We start from the raw sequence: 22,248 nt of genomic DNA, 5'->3' as shown, positions 1-22,248 counted from the left end.
CCCCGGTTGTGACCGAGGCCTTTGCATTTTTATATAGGCTACAAATTATATTCTGGGAGGAATAAGCTTATATACTACTGGCGTCACAATCCGCGATAGCAGTGTCGAGCTAATCAACCCACCAATCAATACCACCGCCAGCGGTGAGATTAATGGATTAACCGACAACGCAATCGGCATCAAACCACCAATGGCCGTCAGTGACGTCAACACAATCGGCAAGAATCTCACTTCACCCGCTTCACGAATCGCATCCTCTACCGACTTACCTTGCTGACGCAACTGGTTGGTGAAGTCCACAAGTAAGATCGAGTTCTTAACTTCCACACCGGCGAGTGCGATCAATCCGATGATCGCTACGAAAGAAAGCGTGTTGCCTGTAACCAGCAATCCTACAACCGCCCCCACAATCCCGAGAGGAATCACGCTCAATACAATCAACAGACTCTTAAACGTCTTGAACATCAATAGCAGCACTGCCACGAAGAGGAATACCGTTACGATAATGATCGTACCCAATCCTCCGAACGATTCCTGGCTGGCCTCTACGTCACCGCCCATGCGGTAGGTGTAGCCGGCAGGCAGCTTCATGTGCTCCATCTTGTCCACGACTTCGGTAATGACCCGGTCGTTGAGATAACCTTTTTCGACGAATGAAGAGACTGCCACGATGCGGATTTTGTCATAGTGGTCGATGCTGATCGGGGATGTCTCCAGCTTCAGCTCGGCAATCTGGGCGAGTGGTATCGCGGCACCGGCCCGGTTGTTGACGAAGAGGTTGTCAAGAGACCCAAGTGTGGCACGTTCTTGTTTGGGCGTGGTCACGACGATGTCGTAGTCTTCGCCCTCGCTGTCGGAGAAGCTGCCCAGGTTCAGGCCCGCGACGGCCAGACGTACGGTACGATCAATGTCGACGGTGTTGATACCCGCCATGCGCGACTTCTCCTGGTTGATGTCCACGCGGATGTTGCTCATCAGGTTGCTGACGGGGTTGTTCACGTAGATGGTACCCGGCGTTTGTTTCAGCATGGCTTCTACACGGCCGGCCAGTGCACGGAGCGTATCGAGGTTGTCTCCAAAGAGTCGTACTTCGACAGGAGCCAATACAGGCGGGCCTTGTTCAAAGTTCTTGACTTCGATTTTCGCGCCGGGGTAGTATTTGAACTTCTCGCGCAGCGAATTGATGATGGCCATCTTCGTATCAACCGAAGCATGCTCGTCCAGTTGAACGAATGTCTGCGAGAAGTCGGTACGTTCATTTTCCTGAATCACGTTGTAGTATACGCGTGGGTTGCCACGGCCTACGTTGGTGGCGAAGTATTTTACTTCGGGTATGGTGTCCAGGGTTCCTTCTACGTAGTGTGCTACAGAGTCGGTTTGTTCCAGGCTGGTTTGCAGTGGTGTAATGGTGTTGATCAGGAACTGCGGTTTTTCCGACGATGGGAAGATGCTAAAGCCGATCACGGAAAAGAGCTGCAGCGAACCGAAGAAGATTACTCCCGCGATGATGAGCGTAGTGACAGGGTTCTTCAGCGCTTTGTCCAACAGACGCGCATAGCTACCCGAGATAAGACGCTGTAATGCCTTCATGAAAATATTATCACCGGTGTGGTTCTTGAGCAAGCGGCTCGACAGAAAGGGAATTACCGTCAGCGATACGATCATAGAGGCAAAGACACCAAAGATTACGGCCAGGGGTAGACCCCGGATAAAATCTCCGGAGGCTTCGGGAAGAAATACCAGGGGCAGGAAGGCGATGATCAGGGTAGCGGTACAGCCCATTACGGCGAGGCCTATTTGACTGGTGCCTTTAATGGTGGCATCCAGGCGCGAGTGCCCTTCGCGCATCCAGCGCTCGATATTCTCTACGACTACAATGCTGTCGTCCACCAACAGGCCCAACGCCACCACTAAGCCTACAATGCTAAGCTGGTTCAGACTGATGCCAAAGAGGTTCAGCATCACCAGTCCAATGGCCAGTGACAATGGAATCGAGATCATTACCACGATGGCGGCACGCCAGCCCAACGGCAACAGCGTGATCGATACCAGCAGAATGGCGATCAGGAAGTCTATGCCCAGGCCACTCAGGCGTTTGTTGACGTTGTCGGCCTGGTCGAAGTTTTGAACCATGGCAATGTTGTTGGGCAAGGTCTTGGCGAACTTGTCCAATACGGGCGCATAAATTTCTTTGGTACTGGAGATGTTAAAGCCGGGCTTTTGTGCCGCGACGACAAATACGCTTCGGTGGCCGTTCAGGCGTGTACTGTGATTACTCTCTTCAAAGGTGAGGTAGGCATCGGCTACATCGCGCAGCAGGATGTTGTGACCGTTGGCGGTGAACACAATGGTGTTTTTAATCTCTTCCAGGGAAGTATAGTTGCCACTGGTCTTAATATTAATCGATTTCGAGCCGGCGACGACACTACCACCCGGTATATTGGCCATTTCACTTTGAATGCTGCCGGTAATAGCCTCCAGCGGAATATTCATCTGTGCGATCTTTTCCAACCGCAGGTCCACGCGCACGATCTGTTCGGGAAGGCCGTGGATCTCCACGTTCTTCAACGGCGATAACCGCTCCAGCTCGTCTTGCAGATTTTCAGCATATTCTTTCATGCGGCTGCGCGAGGCATTGTCCGATACGAGGGCTACTTGCACGACGTTTACATCGGAGGGCTGGAACTTCATGATGTCGATGCTATAGATGTCGCGGGGTAATTCCTGGCGTAGGCTCCCAATCTCGCGTACCATTTCCTGATACTTGTCATCGGGGTCGGTTTCGTATTTGTAGATCACGTTCACCACGGCCAGGCCGTCTTTAATGGTCGTCTTGATCTTCTTGATATCGTCCAGCTCGTGGATGCGTTCTTCCATCGGATCGACCACCAGCTCTTCCATATCCTTAGGGCTGGTGCCGGGGTATACTACGACGACAGAGAACTGCGGAGATTCGGTTTCCGGGTCTTCTCCCCGGGGCATGGTCAGCAGCGTGGTGATGCCCACGGCAGCGGCCATTAAGAACATGATCAGCGTAAACTGATAATTCTTGACAGCATATTCAGAGATCTTCATACAGCTTATTGTATAATGGTGATGGGAGAGTTGTCGGACAGGTATGCGCTACCCGAGATGATCAGTTTGCCGGCATCTTCCAGTCCGCCGCGAATGTTGATGTGCTGGCCGTCAAAGGAGGCAACCGTAACGCGTTGCTTATGCGCCGTTTTATCGTCGCGGGTAACAAAAACGAATCCTTCGTCGCCGCTGGCATCGAGCACACTTTCATAGGGCACCGACCAGAAGGTATTGGTTTGCGCAGATTGGATCTTCGCCGAGCCAAACATGCCTGTGGCCAGGCGGGCTTTGGTAGCGTCCAGACGAAGCTCTACGGTAAAGGTCCCGGTCTGACGATCTACAGTTTCAGACTTCCGGGAAATCACAGCGGGGAATGACTGATCTGGAAACGCATCGATAGAGATCGCAGCTTTTTCTCCAACCTTCAGCAGCGCCCATTGTTTATCGCTCACACTTACTTTCAGAACCCAGTTACCATTGGCCGTAACGTTACACTGCAGAGCCCGTTCGCCTGCGCCCACCACCTGGCCGGGATTGATAAACTTGCTGAGCACATAGCCATTGCCGGCAGCCCGTATTTCCGCGTGGCTCTTGTTAAAGCGGGCGGCAGCAAGCTGCTCGCGTGCTACGTCCAGGGCGGTCTGGGAGTTCTGCCATTGCTCCAGCGTAGCGACACTGTCGTGGTACAGATGGCTGGTGCGTTCGTAGTCGCGTTGCGCTTTCTCAAAGCCGTGGCGTGCCTGCGCTACTGTAGCGTCGATCTCGGTTTGGTCGAGTGTTGCCAGGAGCTGTCCCTTTTTGACGGCGTCACCTTCTTTGACCAGCACGCGGCTGACCACGCCCCCGATCTTAAAGCCCAGAATGGATTCGTCTTCGGTGCTGAGCTGTCCAGAGGCAATGACGGCGGCAGCGGAAGAGCTTTTCTCCAGCGCCATGACTTTCACAGGCACGGCCTCGGAGCGGGACGGAATGCTGCGGGTGTTTCCCTTGCTGTCAGAGCAAGCCTGCACCGCGGCCAGGATGGCGATGAACGCCAGGGAAGAAAGGAAGGATGTATGGATACGTTTCATAATGCGTATGTTGAGGTCGTTAGAATCGGTTAGTTTGAAGTGAGGGTATAGGAAGCTGTTTCACGCTCCAGTCGTGCCACGGCGCGCAGTACGTCAAAGGTGCGCAGGTTGAGCTGCAGGGCGGAGGCCGTCAACTGGTTACGGGCGTCGAGAAACTCGATCAGGCTGTTGACACCTTGTTGGTATCCTTTTTCGATCAGTGTAAAGTAGCTTTGGGCCGAGCGTTGTTGCTGGTGCGCTGCCTGCAGGTTTTGTGTGGCCGTCTGTAAGTCGTTTTGAGCAATTGACGTGGCAAGCTCCAGCTGGCGTGTTGTATTGTTCAGCTCCAGCTCTGTTTTTTGCAGCTCGTGTTTATATTGGCGAATGGTATAGTTGTTGCGAAAGCCCTGAAAGAGTGGCAAAGAAAGTTGTACGCCCACCAGGTAGTAGCGCGAGTCGTTGTTAAACTCCCAATGTGTAGCCTGCGAGCCAAGGTCCAGGAATGCGCTAAGCTTCGGCACGCGGTTGAGACGGGTCATGCGAATCTGCGATTGATTGATAGACCGTGCCGTGCGCAGCATGGAAAGCTCTTCGCGTGCGGCAGCATCGTGCTCCACCGAGTCGGGCAGCGGAACACTCATCACGGCTGTGTCTACGGTGACCGTACTTTCAAGGGATTTGTTCAATAGGAAGTTGAAATAGCGACGAGCATTCTCCGCTGTATTGTTAGCGCTGTTCAAGTCGGCGCGCAGGCGGTCGGCTTCACTGCGTGACCGCAGCAGGTTGGCGGGAAGGCCCTTGCCGTTGCGTGTTAGCGATTCATTTATTTCTACATTCTTATTTACCAGCACCAGGCCGCTTTCGTAAATCTTTACCGCCTCGATCGCTGCCAGGTAATCATAGTACGAACGTTTGATGTCGAACACCAACTGGCGTTTATAGGCGTCGACTTCAAATTGTTTGAGCACAACCTGGTCGTGTTGAATGGCGCGGTTCATATACAAGTCGGTGTTTATCAACGGGAGGGATGTGCGCACTTTGGCGTCGTAGAAGTCATGGGGGAAGAAGTTCTGGCTGACGTTCTGCACTTGAGGAAAGGCGTCACTACCGGTAAGCTGGTTAAGCGATGAGTAAACGGGATTGAGCAGATCACCGATCGGGATGTCGATGCTCCGGCCGCCTTTGCCCGACGTATAGTCGCCTTGCAGGGTGACCGACGGCAGGAAGTAGCTGTGGGCAATGCGCAGGGAGTTTTCGGCTTGTAGCAACGAAATATTCCGCTGTTGAAGCACAATGTTGCTGCGCAGTCCCTCGGCCACGTAGGTGTCGAGTACCGGCTGAGCGTACACACCGGCCGGAAGAAGGGCTACCAGCAGCGGGAGCCAGCGATTCCGGAGGGCCTTGAAGGGTGTTGAGATGTTCATCGGTTATTTAGTTTACACTGTTAAGTCGTAAGACAAATTTTTTTAGTCTAGCGGGGTGGATTCATTTTTTCCAGAATATGCAGTACCTGGGCGGTAGCCTTGGCGACAATATTTTCATGCGTAGCGTCACTAAGTACTTTGCTGCATCGGCCACGGATCTCGAGGCTGCAAATGCCGTGCACCATCGACCAGACGGTGTAGGAGAGGACCTCGGTGTCCATACCCTCGAAATACCCGATCGCCTGGCAGTCGCGGATTGTCTGAAGCAGGAAACCAAAGGCCATGTCGCCTTCCGTCCATTCCTCTTTCTGTAAGGCGTTCATCGGGGCGGGCATGGTAAACATCAAGTCGTAGAACTCGGTATTTTCCATGGCAAAGGTGGTATAGACCTTCGCCAGGGCCTTCAGGCGCTCGAAAGGGTTAGAAACGTGCTCCAGTGGCCGTATGAACTGCCGCAGGAGCGCAAAGCCTTCCTGGTGCAGGGCATAAAAGACATCGTCCTTGTCCTTAAAATAGAGGTAGATGGTTGTCGGGGAGTATTCGATCTTGTCCGCAATGTTGCGGATAGAGGTTTGCTCATAGCCTTGCTCCAGAAACAACATGCGCGCCGCGTCCAGGATCTTAGCCCGTAACTCGATTTTCTGACGTTCTTTTCTTTCGGCGATGGACATATTGTTCAGTGGTTACTTACTTAACGGTGTAAAGTTAATTATAGTTGCAAAGAAAACCAAGAAAGTTTCCTTCGCTGGCAGATCGCTGTTCACCCCCGTGTTTTGGGGTGAATGACAGGCCAGAGCGGCAAAGATGCTCAGAAGAACGGAGAGAAACGGTGGCTTTTATGGAAAATGACAGTTTATGGGGTGAATGGTAGGTGCGAAGTACCACCCCGGTAGCTGTGAATTTTTCGGGAGCTGGCGAGTACCTGCGCCAGATTTGAGCGCGGCCTCTGCCCGGAATTGTTGGCCGGGAAAGAAAAAAGCCACCCAATGGGATGGCTTTCGTAATCCTTTATTGAAAATCCTAGAGCTTCATTCCGACGTACACCCCGGGGCCGTTTGAATACACTGGCAGCACGGTCAGGTTGCTGTTCTTATTCTTCCACTTGTACTGGTGCGTGAGATACGCCAGGTTTGTAGATAAGATACCAATACCGGCACCGGCCAGCACATCTGACACCCAGTGGCGGTTGTTCAAAATGCGCATGGCACCTACCGTAGTGGCCATACTATATGCGCCGATCTTGTACCAAACGCTTTGGTCGCCATATTCCTTGGCCAGGAAAGTGGCCGTGGCAAACGCCTGGGCGGTGTGGCCCGACGGGAAGGAGAAGTTATTGCTGTCGTCCGGACGCGACACGTTGGTCACTTTCTTGAAGGAGAATGTCAGGGCGGCCATGATCATTTCTGATTTTGCAAGCAGCAGCGTGCGGTTGCGAAAGTCGTGTTTGCCTTTTACGCCGGCAGCGTTCAAACCATACACGACCAAAATCGGAGCGTGCATGAGATAGTTGTCGACTGTGCTGTGGAAGTTGGGCATGTGCTCGTTCCGTTCCTCGCGCACCTGGTACCGGTTAATGACGTCGCGGCGGACGGTGGAGTATACGCCCAAACCGATCAGGATCGTGGGCACGCGCGCAGCCTGCCACAGCGCAAGGCCTTTGCTGGGCGCTACCGGTTCGGCCGCTACGGCCTTCTCTTGCATAAATAGGTCAATCTTTGCCGGAGCAGTGGGCTTGGTACGGGCAGCAAAGTGCTGATTGTACTGAGCCTTCGCCAGCGGGCAGGCCAAACACAGGAGGAGTACTGCAGGGGTTAGTTTCATGCGCATTTATTGTTGGCAAAACGTATACCAAAGATACGTTATTGCAGACTATGGTTACGATTGTAATTCCTACCCAAAAGGTACAAGGGTTGGTAAATCCCAGCTTCCTCTCTGCACGCGTCAATTCCCCTATAACTCCCTAATATACAATATTCTACTGTGCTCAACGCCATGGCGGGAGCAGATTTTTGTCATCGTGAAATATTGTGTTAATGGGGTGAAAAACAAGCCAGCCGGTGCATTGGTTCCCATGCCCGGCTGGTTTTCGAAAACGTTTGTGGTACTATGGCTTTCCTGCTTAATCCTCGCGATCCCGCTTGATCTTGACGCGCGCCTGCGGTCCGACCTGGATCGGCACGCGCTCCAGTTCTAAGTTGGCCGCCTCGATGCCGTACAATTCTTCGGTAGACAAGCTGTATTCTTTCAGCAGGCGATACCCCTGAATGATCAACCGGTCAAAGCTCGAGATCTCACTGTCGGACGACGCCCACGAGTGTAAGATGATAAATTTAAAGTCGGCCATCATGCTGTACTTGTGCAGCGATGGATAGGGGCTGGTGAGATCTATTTCACCCGCGTCGGCCATTTCGTGAATGATCTTATTAAACAACAGATTCACGCGGTGATCGGTCTTGAACCCAAGCTTGATCCGCACAAAGAAGCACTTGCGCGGAATGATCGTATCGACCACGTACTTGCTGGTGAACGGATTGTCTACCGTATCGACGTGCACAAACCAGAATACATCGGCACGCTTCGGGCGCTTCTTGAAGATGGAGTAGATAATGTTGGAGTCGATGTAGCGCTTGCTGTCGGCCATGGCCAGGTATACAAGGTTGGTTGCTTCTTTCGGCACCGTGTTATCAGCTTGCAGATCTTGCAGCATGCCCACGTAGTGTTTTAAGTCGACAAACTCGGTATGCCGGTCGCGCAATCGGCGCGCGTGCAGCAGTACATACATCATAAGAAAGAACAGGAAGGCAATGCTAAACGCAAACCAACCTCCATGGTGGAACTTGTCCAGGTTGGAAAAGAGGAACATGCCTTCCAGCGAAAAGAAGATCACCGCCATGATGGCTGAACGTACTTTCGATTTTTTGGTGGTAATAAAATAAAACACCAGCAGGGAGGTTGTCATCAGCATGTTGATGGTGATGGCAAGCCCATAGGCTCCTTCCATCCGTGACGACTCGCGGAAGATGAGCACCACGCCTATACAACCCACCAGCAAGATCCAGTTGATCGCCGGTACATAGATCTGGCCTTTCACCTGGCTGGGGTAGCGCACGCGGGTGGCCGGCCACAGCTTCAGCTTCATGGCTTCGTTCACCAGGGTGAACGTGCCCGAGATCAACGCCTGGCTGGCGATGATGGCCGCCAGGGTGGCGATGATGATGCCGAAGATCAGGAAGTCGCGCGGAATGATTGCATAAAAGGGAATCTGCTCGCCCAGTACAGTGCCCTGGTGGTCGAGCAGCCAGGCACCCTGGCCGAAGTAGTTACAGAGCAATGCCACCTTCACGATCGTCCAGCCTACACGGATGTTGGCTTTACCGCAGTGGCCCAGGTCGGAGTAGAGCGCCTCGGCCCCCGTCGTACAAAGGAACACAGCGCCCAGCAGCCAGAAGCCGTTGGGATATTCCGCTATGAGGTGATAGGCGTAGTACGGGTTCAGCGCCTGGAAGATCTGCGGGTGATCGTAAAACTGCATGATGCCGAACACGGCGATCGTACAGAACCAAACCGTCATGATCGGGCCAAAGATCTTGCCCACCACGCTGGTACCAAACTGTTGGAAGACAAACAGGGCTGCCAGGATCACGATCACAATCGTGACCGTGGGAATTTCAGGGTTGAGGATGCGCAAGCCTTCAATGGCCGAGGACACCGAGATGGCGGGTGTAATAAACCCGTCGGCAATCAGCGTACAACAACCGATGATGGCTGGATAGATCACCCACCCGGCTTTATACCGGCGCACCAATGCGTAGAGGGCGAATATTCCACCTTCACCTTTGTTATCGGCGTTCAGCGCCAGGTATACATATTTGATCGTCGTGACCAGCGTCAATGTCCAGAATACGCAGGACAGCCCACCGAAGATCAGGTCCTGATCGATGGTTTGTGTGCCGACAATGGCCTTGAATACGTATAACGGTGAGGTACCAATGTCGCCATAAATGATGCCCAACGAGACCAGTACGCCGCCAACGGATAATGGCGTCAGGTGTTTATCAGATGAATTAGCCATATACTATTGTACGCCGTCTTTGGGACGGGCGATAATCAAGCGGTTACTCTTGTCGTACGAGAAGTAGCTCATCAGCCAGCTCAGCAAGACAAAGAATTTGTTCTTAAAGCCGATGATGGAGATGAGGTGAATAAACATCCAAACCATCCAGGCCGGGAATCCTTTGAGCTTCACTTTGCCCAAATCGGCCACAGCCCGGTTGCGCCCGATGGTGGCCATGGACCCCAGGTCTTTGTACTTGAATGGTTTGAGCGGCTTGTTACTAATCAGCCGGCGCAGGTTTGCGGCCAGCAGCCGTCCTTGTTGAATGGCCGGCTGCGCCATTTGCGGGTGGCCATTGGGAAAACCCGCGTCGCCGGTCATGATAGCCGCATCGCCAATGGCGAAGATGTTCTCATAGCCCTTTACCCGGTTGTATTCGTCTACAGTAATACGCGCCGCACGTCCCAGCGACGAAGCGGCAATGCCTTGCACGGGCTGGCCTTTCACACCCGCTGCCCAGATCATGGTACGTGTAATGAGCCGCTCGCCGGTATTGAACATGGTCTCGTGACCATCGTACGACTTTACAGCGCAGTTGAGGTGTACTTTTACACCCATGTGCTGTAAATACTCCAGCGCCTTTTTAGAAGCAGCCTCCGACATACCGTTCAGCAGTTTGGGGGTAGCTTCTACCAGGTGGATGTCCATCTGGCTCATTTCCAGTTCGGGATAGTCTTTGGGGAAGACGTGGTTCTTCAGCTCGCTCAGTGCGCCCGCCAGTTCAACACCGGTCGGCCCGCCGCCAACGATCACGATATCCATCAGGCTATTGACCAGCTCCGGGTCGTCGGTCAGCAGGGCTGTTTCGAAGTTGCGTATGATGAGGTTCCGAAGCTTGATCGAGTCGACGATCGTCTTCATGGGCATGGCGTGCTCTTCGACGTCCTTCATGCCGTAGTAGTTGGTGGTGGCACCGTTGGCCAGTACCAGGTAATCGTATTTTATACTGCCGATCGAAGTTTCAATAGTATTTTCTTCCGGTTTTAACTGAGTTACTTCTCCTAACCGGAAGTAAAAGTCGCGTTGAGGACCAAAGCGCTTACGAAACGGAAACACGATCGAGCTTGACTCGAGTCCCGAGGTGGCTACCTGGTATAGCAGAGGTTGAAAGCAGTGGTGATTATACTTGTCGAACAGTACGGTTTGCGCTTTGAAACCTTTGAGGCCTTTCACGACTTCCAGCCCGCCAAAGCCGCCACCGATGACGATAATACGAGGTTTGCCCTCATCGACAATACGGGTACGAGTGTTTATCAGTTTGGGCATGTGTGTATCCGGAAAAGTGTATATGTCTAAACCGCTATTATTTTCCTAAAATCTCACATTTCCCTCTGCCCATCTGGTGAGAACGCATCCATGGGGGAGAGGGGTAATGCCGGCCGCCCGGAACAATCGCGTGACAACGTAAAAAAATATGCCACCGCGTATTGCCGAAAGTGCTTTGTTACCCCCACTGGTTGCAAAACGGTGGCAAATGTAATCCCTTCCGGGAAGGGTAAAAAGAAAAACCCGGTAATGTTGCGGCGGATACACCGCGGCTACAGGTCGCCGCTAATGGCAATTCGGCGTATAACAAAAATAATTTGTGGTAGTGCAACCGTTTGACAGCAAAATCAACTGTACTTTTGCTCTATAACCTCTAAAATCAACGAGTTATGACTAGAAATTTAGTTTTTGCATTGCCGCTTGCCGCCCTTGTTTTTGGGTGTGATACAAAAGAGAAGGATCAACTGCGTACTCAGGTGGATTCTCTGAAAGTAGAACTTGAGACCAGCCAGAAAATGGCCAATACCCTGACCGAAGTAGGTGTGCTGATGGATTCCATCGATGCCAGCCGCCAACTGCTTCGTGTAAACATGGTAGAAGGCACTACCTACGACGATTATACATCGCGTATGAAAGACATCAACGGCTATGTGCGTGACACACAAAAGAAGATCGACGACCTGGAAAAAACGGTAACGGCTTCTAACTCCAAGAACAATGCAAATGCTAAGCTTCTGAGAAAACTGAAGGCAGACCTGGAAAACAAAACCCAGGAGATCGTACAACTGCAAGAGCAAGTGGAAAAATACCGCAGCGAAAACCAGAACCTGATCTCTACCGTGAGCATGCAGGAAGCCGAGCTGTCGGACAAGGCGTCACAAATCGAAGCAAAAACACAAGAGCTCGCGCTGATCGAAGCCCGCGTGCAGGAGCTGATGATCCAAAGCAAAATGACCGAAGCCGACGCATACTTTGCCCGTGCCCAGGCCGTGGAAGAAGCTGCTAACCGCACCAAGCTGGCTCCCCGCAAGAAGAAAGAAACTTTGAAAGAGGCTGTCGAGCTGTACAAAAAAGCGCTGTCGATGGGCAAGAACGAAGCGCAGGAAAAAATCACCGAGCTGGAAAAGAAGATCTAGTCTCTTACCAGTTGATAATAAAAAAGCCCTCTGTGCAGACAGGGGGCTTTTTTTATTGCGCTATTGTTACCGTTGGCGCAGCCACTCGAAAATGGAGACGTTCATCAGGATCATCAGCATACCATAAAACAGATCCTCCAACGGAATGGTACCCATGCGAATGCCCAGGTTGTGCGCATCATTATACCACACCACTTCGCCTTCAATAAAGGAACCCGTCAGAACGCCATTGACCAAAAAGAACGGAATCAGGATTACCGCAAAGGCCAGGTAAAAACGGCCCATATACCGCGGGCGCAACTTTAACAGTTGGAATGCCAGGAAAAGCCCCAGGCCCACGAATGTCATGCCGGTATACAGTTTCTCGAGGTGATACATGCCGATGACCAGCATGGCGATGATCAGCGCGCTGGAAATCAGCTCCTGGTGCGGAAAGAGATGGTCGCGCTCAACCAGGTGTGTCAGCGCGAAGTAGGTAAACACAGAGGCATACGGTATACAAATAAAGAACAGGATCTCTTCGAGTGGTAAAGAGCCCACCATAATGCCCGTCAGGTATTGGGGATTGAAGCCCCAGATGCCCGCCTGGGTAAAGGCCTCGTCCCACACCAGGAAGAGAATGGCGGGGATCAGAATGGCAGGCCATAGATATTTCCATTGCCGGTAAAACGGTGCCGGCCGGTAAAAGCTGAACAGGAACGGAAACGCAAGCGAAAGCAGGTCGAGCAGTAAGTAAAGATAGTGCGGGTTCAAAATGATTTTAATAGGGGTGTTAATTATTGCGTCTCCCGGCGTTCTTTCTTAAACTCAAATTTCCCGGGCTCGTATTTCGGGGGAGCATATAAAAAGCCGAAGGCTTCGCAGTCTTCTTTGGTATGCCGGGCGTGGTGTACGTAGTGGGCATGGATCATCCGTTGCAGGTAGCGGCTGCGTTTGGCCGGCCGCCAACGCAGGCGTTGGTGGACGATGATGTCGTGGAAGATAAAGTAAAAGATGCCGTAACACAGGATGCCGAGCCCCACCGCGATCAGGTATGGATTGTACGTTACCAGGGTTGCGTAATAAAACAAACCGATGGAAGGAAGGCTGAAGACTACGGCAAACCAGTCGTTGCGTTCGAGCGCGTGGTCGTGTACGGTGTGGTGCGAGCGGTGCCAGATCCACAAAAAACCATGCATGATGTACTTGTGGGTAAACCACGCGACGAACTCCCAGAACAAAAACGTTCCGATCACGATCAGCGCACACAATATGATGGTCAGGGTATCCATTGTTATGCAAAATGCCGGTTCAGCACCTGGCGGCGGTAATCAAAAATAGTACTTAGCTGCCGCTTCACAAACAGCCAATGGGCGAATCGGCCCAGAATTCCAAAGGGAAGGGCATAGTGCACCTCGTCCGTCATTTCTACGCCACTCGGTACCGCGCGAAAGGTATGCTGATGATGCCACAGCGCATAGGGACCAAAACGTTGCTCGTCTACAAAAAAGTCAGGCTCCTGCACGTGGGTGATTTCCGTTAGCCAGTCGGTGGTCATGCCGGGCAGCACGCTGATCTTGTAGCGTATCAGCTGTCCGGCATACATTTTCTCCGAGCCGGATATATGCTGTATGCGGATGTTAAGCTTGCCGGGTGTAAGGATCGCCAGGTTACGCGGCGAAGAAAAGAAGTCCCAGGCTTCGGGCAACGTAATGGGTACTACCTGTACCTGCTTTATAGAATAAATTTTCATGATGCTGATCCCAATCCTTTTTTATAGGTATTCAACGCACGCTGGCGCGCCAGGGCGTGCTCGACCACGGGCCGGGCATACGCGTCGGTCTGGTATTCGGGTACCCACTTTTTGATGTAGGCATGGTCCGGGTCAAATTTCTTTGTTTGCAATTCTGGATTAAATACCCGGAAGTACGGTGCTGCATCGCAGCCGGAGCCCGCCGCCCACTGCCAGCCGCCATTGTTGGAGGCGAGGTCGTAGTCGAGCAGCTTTCGACCGAAGTACGCTTCGCCCCAGCGCCAGTCGATCAGCAAGTGTTTGGTCAGAAAACTGGCCGTGATCATGCGCACGCGGTTATGCATAAAGCCCGTGGTGTTGAGCTCGCGCATGCCCGCGTCGACAATGGGGTAGCCTGTCTGTCCAGTACACCAACGCTCAAACTCCACCGGATCGTTGCGCCAGGCAATGCGATCGTACTTTGGCTTAAAGGATTGGGTTCGCACCTGCGGGAAATGCCACAAGATCATGGCATAGAACTCACGCCAGATAAGCTCATTCAGCCACACCTGGTTCTTCTGCTGCGCCACCTGGCACAGCTTGCGAATACTGACTGTGCCGAAGCGCAGGTGTACACTCAAACGTGTGGTACCCTGTATCGCGGGGAAGTCGCGCTGACGGTCATACTTTTCAATGATGGCGGTACGAATCACCCGTTCCGGAAAGGATGCTCCCGTGCTGCGAAAGCCCAGGACTTCCAGCGCAGGGAAAGGCTGGGGTTTGATCTTCTTAAAGTTGCCCGTATATTTTTCCACGGGATAACGCTTCAGGTAGAATGGCGTGAGCATGGCCTTCCACTTGCGGCTATAGGGTGTAAAGACCGTATAAGGTTTGCCATCGTCTTTGACCACTTCATCCTTGTCGAAGATCACCTGGTCTTTGTAGGTGTAAAATGGAATGTCTTTTTTTTCGAGCAGTGCGTGAATAGCACCATCACGCGCGCGGGCGTATGGCTCGTAATCATGGTTTGTATAGACCGCCCGTGGGTGCAGCGACTGGTACAGTGTTACCGGGTTGCCGTACAAAATGACAAGGGATGTGCCGAGCTCTTCCAGCTCTTTTTTTAACCCGGTCAGGGTTTGATAAATAAACTCTATGCGTCGGTCTTCGGGCTCTTCCAGCCTTTCAAGTATCACGGTGTCGAAAATAAATACCGGTACGACGTGTTTGTTGTCGCGCAGGGCGTGGTATAGCCCGGCGTTGTCAGACAGACGCAGATCGCGGCGAAACCAGAAGATGGTGGTGTCGTTGTCGATGGTGCCGGCCGCGGTAGCAGAAAAAGGGGAGGTCTTTTTTTTCAAAGTTTAGCGCTTGGTCAGGATGTGTGACTGACACTCCGGATTTCCAGACCTTGTTCTACGATCAGCTTGAACCAGTACGTATAGTCTGCAGGGTGCAGCCGCATATCTTCCCGCAGTAAGACCAGGTCCATGTATTTCCAGTCGGCTACTTCGTCGCGATTGATGGCGGGCTCGCCATCGTAAAAACCCGTATACACATGATCGTATTCATGCTCGATCAGGTCGTGGTCCAGCGTGGCGCGGTAGATGAACTTGTAAGCAAATGTCGGTTGCAGATCGACGCCCATTTCCTGGTATAACTTGCGGCGGGTGGCGGCTTCCATCGTTTCGCCAGGCAGTGGGTGGCTGCAGCAGGTGTTGGTCCATAAGCCACCGCTGTGATATTTGCCCAGGGCGCGTTGCTGCAGCAGTATTTCTCCTTTGGAATTAAAAAGTAAAATGGAGAAGGCACGGTGCAGAACGCCCGTACGGTGCGCCTCCATTTTTTCCATGGTTCCGATGGCTTCGTCTTGCTCATTTACCAATATCACATGTTCCATCAGATCAAATTCAGTTGATGCTTTACATACGAGTACGCCAACAGCCGGGCCTTGTGCCGGTTTCGAATGCGGATGCGGCTTTTCATCACCAGCGCCGACGGCGTGTTGCGTATCTTCCGAAAGAGGGCAAGGTAATATACGTACGCGACATATACACCCAACCGTGCGGAACGTGGCAGTTTTTTGATGCCGAGGTACGCCGCGTGGAAGTCGTCGGCGATGCTGGCTTCAATGGTTGCCTTGCACGTGTCGTTAAAGCTGTGCAAGTCAATGCCTGGAAAATATGAGCGCCCCATGCCGCTAAAGTCGGCCTGCAGGTCGCGCAGGAAGTTGATTTTCTGAAAGGCTGCGCCCAGCCGCATGGCGGAAGGCTTCAGCTGCTGGTACAGCGCGTCGTTGTGCTGGCAAAATACCCGCAGGCACATCAATCCCACCACCTCGGCCGAACCCAGAATATATTCCTGGAACTTCTCTGGCGTGTAATCTACATGCGTCAGGTCCATTTCCATGCTGTGGAGGAATTGGTCGATCAGCTCCCGGTCAATCTGGTACTGCCGAACAGCATGCTGAAAGCTGTTCAGGATAGGATTCAGGCTGATGCCTTCGTCGATGGCGCGATACGTCTCTTCGCGAAAGCGCGCCAGCAACGTGACTTTGTCATAGTCCTGAAAGGAGTCGACAATCTCGTCGGCAAAGCGCACAAATCCATAGATGGAATAGATCGGGTCGCGCAGCCCTTTGCCCAGGCACAGAATGCCCAGCGAGAACGAGGTACTATAAGCCTTTGTTGTCAGCCGGCTGCACCGGATCGAAACATGATCAAAGAGCTGCTTCATAACAATTAATGTACAAATTCCTGATGGGTTTTAATAAGCTCACGCGCGGCCACCTGGCCTGATATCAGGGCGGGTGGCACACCCGGGCCCGGTACTGTAAGCTGGCCTGTATAAAACAAGTTACGCACCTTTTTGTTTCGCATGGAAGGCTTCAGGTTTGCCGTCTGCCACAAGGTATTGGCGAGACCATAAGCATTTCCCTTAAACGCATTGTAGTCCTGTATAAAATCCTGGTGGGCATAGCTGCGTTGGTAAACAATATGCTCACGCACGGATTGTCCCGTGAGCTGTTCGAGGCGTGTCAGCACGCGCTGCAGGTAGTGCTCGCGGATCGAGGCTGTGTCCGTCAGACCCGGGGCGACGGGAATCAGTATAAAAAGGTTCTCGCAGCCGGCGGGCGCTGTCGTGGGGTCTGTCTGCGACGTGCAGGAAACATAGAACTGCGGCGCTGACGGCCACTGCGGCCGGTCGTAGATCTCGGCGGCGTGCAGGCGAAAGTCTTCGTCAAAGAACAGCGTGTGGTGCAGCAGCCCCCGGAGCTTTTTGTCGATGCCGAGAAAGTATATCAGGCTCGACGGCGCCAGCACGCGCTTTTTCCAATAGGCCTCGCTATACTGCCGGTGTGACGGGGGCAACAGGTGTTGTTCCACATGGTGGTAATCGGCGCCGGCGACGATATAGTCGAATGCCTGGAATTCGCCGTGCACGACTACGCCGGTGGCTTCCGACCCTTCCACCACTAGCTTTTCTACCGGGCTGTTGAAGGCGAAACGCACGCCCAGCTCGCGGGCCAGCGCGGTCATGCCTTCAATGATGCGATACATGCCGCCCTGCGGGTACCAGGTGCCCAACGCCATGTCGGCATAGTTCATGAGACTATATAGCGCGGGAATCTTTTCTGGCGATGCGCCCAGGAAAAGCACCGGAAACTCCAGTAGCTGTATAAGCCGCGGGTTACGAAAGAACTTTCGGATGTATGCCGAAATAGATTGGAATACGTGCAGGCGAAAGGTATTTTTTATCACGTCTGCCCGCAACAGCTCGCGCACCGACAGGCCGGGTTGGTATACCAGGTCGCGCATGCCAATGTTGTATTTAAACTTGCCTTCTTCTAAAAAGCGCAGCAAGTGCCTGCTGCTGCCGGGCTCCACCCGCTCAAACATATCGCACAGGGCTTCTACACCCGCGGGTACGTCGAGTACATCGCCGGCGGCATACACAATGCGGTAGGAGGGATCGAGTCTCTCGAGCGTGTAGTAGTCAGCGGTTTTTTTGCCAAACTCACCAAAGAACTGGTCGAATACATCGGGCATCCAATACCAGCTTGGGCCCATATCAAACGTAAAGCCATCGGCCTGAAACACGCTGGCGCGTCCACCGGGTTGGGCGTTCTTTTCGAAAACCGTTACCTCAAAGCCGTCACGGGCCAGGAAACACGCTGCTGACAACCCGGCAAAACCGGAACCGATCACTGCTACACGCTCCATCGTTTAGTACCCCGGCAATCTTTTCTGAATTTCTTTACGCGCCTGGAAGATGCGGTTCTTCACTGTGCCGATGGGAATGCCCAGTTGCTCGGCAATCTCGTGGTAGTGATACCCGGTGGTATACATCTTAAACGGCATCAGCAGGTCGTTTTTAATGGCGTGCACGTTGCGCCAGATTTCCTGGAACTGCATACGCTCCTGCGGCCGCGCAAAGGTGTGTTCTTCCTCTACGTTGAGGAAATATAACTCCTTGGTGCCATCGTGCCTGGTGCGCTCGCGCTTTGTGCGGCGGTAGTTGTTAATGAACGTATTCCGCATGATGGTAAAGAGCCATCCATTCAGGTTTGTATCGTCGCGGAACTTGTCGCGGTATAACAGAGCCTTGAGCATTGTGTCCTGCACCAGATCATGTGATTCCTCACGGTCACGGGTGAATCGGCGCGTAAACATTTGCAGCGTAGGCCGCAAACGGGCAATCTGATAGGTGAATTCAACAGCGGTCATGGTCTTTTTTGTTTAAGTAACACCTAATTTATATCAACAAATATAAAGAAAGACCGACTTTAAGCAATGTTTTGTTTAGTTTTTTGTTTTAAAAACTAAACAAAGTGAATTGAGCATATGATGGCAAAGCAGACGGTAGGCGCCTGTAGCATCTATAATTTACACAGGAAAAGACCATTCCCGCCTACGTAAATCAGGGTATTTTCCGGCTTCCGGTGTGTTTTAAGTATGCTTAGAAGAAGTGTTGGAGCTCGGTGGGTGTGGTAAACGTCTGCACATTGCCCACCTTCTCGCCGTGAAACCGGGTGGTTTGCACACCCGATGCCAGCACAGTAGCGTTCGGGAAGTCGGCCGAGAGTTTTTTGAAATACGCTTCGAGGCTGCCCGTCAGCGGGCTGGTAATAATAGTGATCAGTATACCGGGCTTGTGTATCTCCACGATCTTGACCAGGTCTTCATAGGGCACGTTCTGGCCCAGATAGTAGGTGCGATAACCCGCCTTGCGGGCCAGGAAGTTATAGAACAACAGGCCCAGCTCGTGCATCTCGCCTTCGGGCAGATACAACAACGCCTTGTGCGTTCCCTTGGGGGGAAGGGTCAGGCCATCGATGGCGACAATGATCTTCTGACGGATGAGGTTCGAGATAAAATGTTCGTGCGCCGGCGTGATGTTCTGTGTCTGCCAGAGGATGCCGATCTTTTCGAGGAAGGGATAGATGATGTCAGCGATGGTCTTCTCAAAACCGTAGCGTAAAATGAGTGTGTTCAGATTCTTTTCAAAGATCTCTTCTTCCAGGCCGATCATGGCCAGCACCAGTTGATCGATGTGCACCGCGGCATCATTATGCAGCTCGCTGATCTCAAGCACCTTGCGGTTTATCTCATCCATGCTCATGTCGGCAATGCGCGAGATCTTGATGCCGTTGTTGTTGAGCAGCGAAACGTTGATCAGCTTCTTGAGGTCGTCGTCCGAGTAAAACCGAATGTTGGTGGTGGTGCGGGCTGGCGCAATTATTTTATGACGTTTCTCCCAGATACGGATTGTGTGCGCTTTGATGCCGGAGAGCTTTTCAAGTTCCTTGATTGAATATTTACCCATAACCGCTGATTACCGTTCTAAAAACCACGGAAGCCCAAAAATGTTTCTTTTATCTGTCATTATCTGCGCGATGTTCTATATTCCTGATCCCAACCCTGGTTTGGTATGTCGGTGGAGGTTTTAAAAATAGCAAAAGACTGGTTTTCCGCGCAGGGCTGGCGCCCTTTTCCTTTTCAGGAAGAGTCGTGGCAGGCGTACCTGGATGGTAGTAGTGGTCTGGTCAATGCGCCCACTGGCAGCGGCAAGACCTATTCGCTCCTGATGCCGGTCATGCTGGAGTATATACGCAATCATCCCGATGATTATAAGACGCGCCGCAATAACGGACTGCAAGCCATTTGGATCACGCCCATCCGCGCACTGTCCAAAGAGATCGAGCTATCGGCCCGCCGCCTGATCGACGGGCTGGAGCTGCCCTGGCGCATCGGCGTGCGCTCCGGCGACACGTCCACCAAAGACCGCGCCGCACAACGCAGCAAACCACCCGAGCTCCTGATCACGACACCCGAAAGCCTGCACTTGTTGCTGGCGTCGAAGGGCTATGCTGATTTCTTCAAAGAATTGAAGGTATTAGTCGCCGATGAATGGCACGAGCTGATGGGCAGTAAACGCGGTGTACAGGTAGAGCTGGCCCTGTCACGGCTCAAGACGGTCGTGCCGGCACTCAAGGTATGGGGCATCTCGGCGACGATCGGTAACATGGACGAAGCCTTGCAGGCACTGCTTGGTAATTATTACCACCAGCGTCCCTATAGCGTGATCCGCGCCGACATTCATAAAAAAATCGAAGTGATCTCGGTCATGCCCGACACGCTGGAGCGCATGCCGTGGGCGGGTCACCTGGGGATAGTATTGTTGGAGAAGGTAATTGAGATCGTACGCAACAGTAAGACGACGCTCATCTTTACCAATACGCGGTCATTTGCCGAGATCTGGTATCAAAAGATGCTCGACAAAGCGCCCGAGCTTTCGGGCCTCATGGCCATGCACCACGGTTCGATCAGCCAGGAGTTGCGCAACTGGGTAGAAGAGCAACTGCACCTGGGCAAGCTCAAGGCAGTAGTCTGTACCTCCAGCCTCGACCTGGGCGTGGACTTTCGTCCCGTGGAGACAGTCGTGCAGGTCGGTGGGCCGAAAGGTGTTGCGCGCTTCCTGCAGCGTGCCGGCCGCAGCGGTCACCAGCCCGGCGCGGTAAGCCGTATATACTTTGTACCGACGCACTCGCTGGAGCTTATCGAAGCAGCCGCGATACGCGAAGCGATCGTCCGCAAGGTAGTCGAAGACCGGCTGCCCTATATCCGTTCGTTTGATGTGTTGATGCAATACCTGGTGACACTCGCCGTGTCAGATGGTTTTGAGGCCGACACCACGCTGGCCGAAATACGCGGCACCTTTAGCTTTGCCAGCGTGACCGACGACGAGTGGCTCTGGATGCTGAACTTCCTCACCCATGGCGGCGACTCCTTGCAGGCGTATGATGAATATCGCAAGGTTGTATTGCAAAACGGTATATACCGCGTCGAGAACAGGGCCATTGCGATGCGCCATCGATTGTCGATCGGTACGATCGTGAGCGACAGCTCCATGCACGTCAAGTTTTTGTCGGGCAAATACCTGGGCACAATCGAAGAGTACTTTATAACACGCATGAGTCCCGGCGATGTATTTTGGTTTGCGGGCCGCAACCTGGAACTGGTACGTGTCAAGGACATGGTGGCGCAGGTGCGCAAGTCTAACAAAAAGTCCGGTCGGGTGCCGTCGTGGCAGGGGGGACGTATGCCGCTGTCGTCGCAGATGAGCGAGCTGATACGCAACAAGCTCGATGAAGTTGTGCGCGGTGTGGAGCACGACGAAGAGTTAAAATTCTTAAAGCCGCTGTTCGACCTGCAACGTCAGCGCTCACACTTGCCCGGTGCGGGTGATTTTCTGGTAGAGTACTTTGAGAGTGATGAAGGGTATCACGTGATCATGTACCCCTTCGAAGGCCGGTTTGTGCACGAAGGTATCGCCGCCCTGGTGGCGTATCGCATTGCCCAGATTCAGCCCATCACTTTTTCGATTGCCATGAACGACTATGGCTTCGAGCTATTGTCAGATCAGCCCATTCCGATCGAAGAAGCCCTCGAGACCGATGTACTCGGTACGACCGACCTGCTCAAAGACATTCAGGCCAGTGTCAACGCCACGGAAATGGCCCGCCGCAAGTTTCGCGACATCGCCGCCATTTCAGGATTGGTGTTCAAAGGCTACCCGGGCAAGCCGGTAAAGGACCGCCACCTGCAGTCATCGTCGCAGTTGTTCTTTAACGTCTTTCACGACTACGAGGGGCACAACCTACTCTTACGGCAGGCGTATGAAGAAGTGATGGACTTTCAGTTGGAGGAGGCGCGCCTGCGCCGGGCGCTGGACCGCATTGCGCGACAAAAGATCATGATCACCTATCCACCGAAACCAACGCCGTTCGCGTTCCCCATCATGGTAGACCGCATGCGTGAAAAGCTGACGACCGAGAAGATCGAAGACCGCATCCGCAAGATGGTAGTGGAATACGACGAATCGTGATGCACGACATGTACCTTCGTGAAGAAATATGTAGGAAAACTATGAGCCGAGTGGCTTCTTTGAGTTATAGTGTATTAATAACAGT

General features: G+C 52.9%; 18 protein-coding genes. 2 read left to right on the top strand and 16 right to left on the bottom strand.

Annotation, left to right across the window (positions count from 1 at the left end; all coding sequences use genetic code 11):
• Positions 1–45: 45 nt before the first annotated feature.
• The 7 genes from K7P01_RS01100 to K7P01_RS01070 form a co-directional block, all read right to left on the bottom strand.
• Entirely contained in the window at positions 46–3,075 is a 3,030-nt protein-coding gene (locus K7P01_RS01100) for an efflux RND transporter permease subunit (protein WP_267288948.1), read from the bottom strand.
• A 5-nt stretch (positions 3,076–3,080) separates the two neighbouring features.
• Positions 3,081–4,145, bottom strand: a complete 1,065-nt coding sequence (locus K7P01_RS01095) for an efflux RND transporter periplasmic adaptor subunit (RefSeq protein WP_267288946.1) — start codon at positions 4,143–4,145, stop codon at positions 3,081–3,083.
• A 29-nt stretch (positions 4,146–4,174) separates the two neighbouring features.
• A complete protein-coding gene (locus tag K7P01_RS01090; protein ID WP_267288944.1) occupies positions 4,175–5,548 on the bottom strand; it encodes a TolC family protein in 1,374 nt (457 codons plus the stop codon).
• A gap of 47 nt (positions 5,549–5,595) precedes the next feature.
• Positions 5,596–6,219: a TetR/AcrR family transcriptional regulator gene (locus K7P01_RS01085; RefSeq protein ID WP_267288942.1), complete on the bottom strand. Its 624-nt coding sequence runs from the start codon at positions 6,217–6,219 to the stop codon at positions 5,596–5,598.
• A 349-nt stretch (positions 6,220–6,568) separates the two neighbouring features.
• Positions 6,569–7,369 carry a phosphatase PAP2 family protein gene (locus tag K7P01_RS01080; protein WP_267288941.1) on the bottom strand — a complete coding sequence of 267 codons (801 nt, stop codon included), beginning with the start codon at positions 7,367–7,369 and terminating at the stop codon, positions 6,569–6,571.
• A gap of 298 nt (positions 7,370–7,667) precedes the next feature.
• Positions 7,668–9,620 (bottom strand): KUP/HAK/KT family potassium transporter, encoded by a 1,953-nt coding sequence (locus tag K7P01_RS01075; RefSeq protein WP_267288939.1) that lies wholly within the window; start codon positions 9,618–9,620, stop codon positions 7,668–7,670.
• Positions 9,621–9,623: 3 nt separating this feature from the next.
• On the bottom strand, positions 9,624–10,928 hold the full coding sequence (locus K7P01_RS01070; RefSeq protein ID WP_267288937.1) for an NAD(P)/FAD-dependent oxidoreductase: 1,305 nt from the start codon (positions 10,926–10,928) through the stop codon (positions 9,624–9,626).
• A gap of 389 nt (positions 10,929–11,317) precedes the next feature.
• Between K7P01_RS01070 and K7P01_RS01065 the strand changes: the two genes are divergently transcribed.
• Complete coding sequence (locus K7P01_RS01065; protein ID WP_267288935.1) at positions 11,318–12,064, top strand: hypothetical protein; 747 nt, start codon at positions 11,318–11,320, stop codon at positions 12,062–12,064.
• A 66-nt stretch (positions 12,065–12,130) separates the two neighbouring features.
• Here the strand turns inward: K7P01_RS01065 and K7P01_RS01060 are convergent, their stop codons facing one another.
• The 9 genes from K7P01_RS01060 to K7P01_RS01020 form a co-directional block, all read right to left on the bottom strand.
• Entirely contained in the window at positions 12,131–12,817 is a 687-nt protein-coding gene (locus tag K7P01_RS01060; RefSeq protein ID WP_267288933.1) for a lycopene cyclase domain-containing protein, read from the bottom strand.
• Between the two features lie 23 nt (positions 12,818–12,840).
• Positions 12,841–13,335: a sterol desaturase family protein gene (locus K7P01_RS01055; protein ID WP_267288931.1), complete on the bottom strand. Its 495-nt coding sequence runs from the start codon at positions 13,333–13,335 to the stop codon at positions 12,841–12,843.
• A 2-nt stretch (positions 13,336–13,337) separates the two neighbouring features.
• Entirely contained in the window at positions 13,338–13,796 is a 459-nt protein-coding gene (locus K7P01_RS01050; protein WP_267288929.1) for an SRPBCC family protein, read from the bottom strand.
• Positions 13,793–15,136: a cryptochrome/photolyase family protein gene (locus K7P01_RS01045; protein WP_267288927.1), complete on the bottom strand. Its 1,344-nt coding sequence runs from the start codon at positions 15,134–15,136 to the stop codon at positions 13,793–13,795. The genes K7P01_RS01050 and K7P01_RS01045 overlap by 4 nt, the downstream gene beginning before the upstream one ends.
• A gap of 14 nt (positions 15,137–15,150) precedes the next feature.
• Complete coding sequence (gene idi, locus K7P01_RS01040; RefSeq protein ID WP_267288925.1) at positions 15,151–15,675, bottom strand: isopentenyl-diphosphate Delta-isomerase; 525 nt, start codon at positions 15,673–15,675, stop codon at positions 15,151–15,153.
• Complete coding sequence (locus K7P01_RS01035; RefSeq protein ID WP_267288923.1) at positions 15,675–16,511, bottom strand: phytoene/squalene synthase family protein; 837 nt, start codon at positions 16,509–16,511, stop codon at positions 15,675–15,677. Before K7P01_RS01035 ends, idi begins: the two co-directional genes overlap by 1 nt.
• Before the next feature lie 5 nt (positions 16,512–16,516).
• Positions 16,517–17,998, bottom strand: coding sequence for a phytoene desaturase family protein (locus K7P01_RS01030; RefSeq protein WP_267288921.1), 1,482 nt, complete (start codon positions 17,996–17,998; stop codon positions 16,517–16,519).
• Between the two features lie 3 nt (positions 17,999–18,001).
• Positions 18,002–18,502, bottom strand: coding sequence for an RNA polymerase sigma factor (locus tag K7P01_RS01025; protein ID WP_267288919.1), 501 nt, complete (start codon positions 18,500–18,502; stop codon positions 18,002–18,004).
• A 232-nt stretch (positions 18,503–18,734) separates the two neighbouring features.
• Positions 18,735–19,601: a MerR family transcriptional regulator gene (locus K7P01_RS01020; RefSeq protein ID WP_267288917.1), complete on the bottom strand. Its 867-nt coding sequence runs from the start codon at positions 19,599–19,601 to the stop codon at positions 18,735–18,737.
• Positions 19,602–19,706: 105 nt separating this feature from the next.
• Between K7P01_RS01020 and K7P01_RS01015 the strand changes: the two genes are divergently transcribed.
• On the top strand, positions 19,707–22,163 hold the full coding sequence (locus tag K7P01_RS01015) for a ligase-associated DNA damage response DEXH box helicase (protein ID WP_267288915.1): 2,457 nt from the start codon (positions 19,707–19,709) through the stop codon (positions 22,161–22,163).
• The last annotated feature ends 85 nt before the right edge of the window (positions 22,164–22,248 follow it).

Source organism: Parachryseolinea silvisoli, assembly GCF_021190955.1.
In the GTDB taxonomy this organism is placed as follows: domain Bacteria; phylum Bacteroidota; class Bacteroidia; order Cytophagales; family Cyclobacteriaceae; genus Ohtaekwangia; species Ohtaekwangia silvisoli.
Note: the sequence above shows the minus strand (reverse complement) of the source record. Positions and strands in the feature narration are given on the sequence as shown.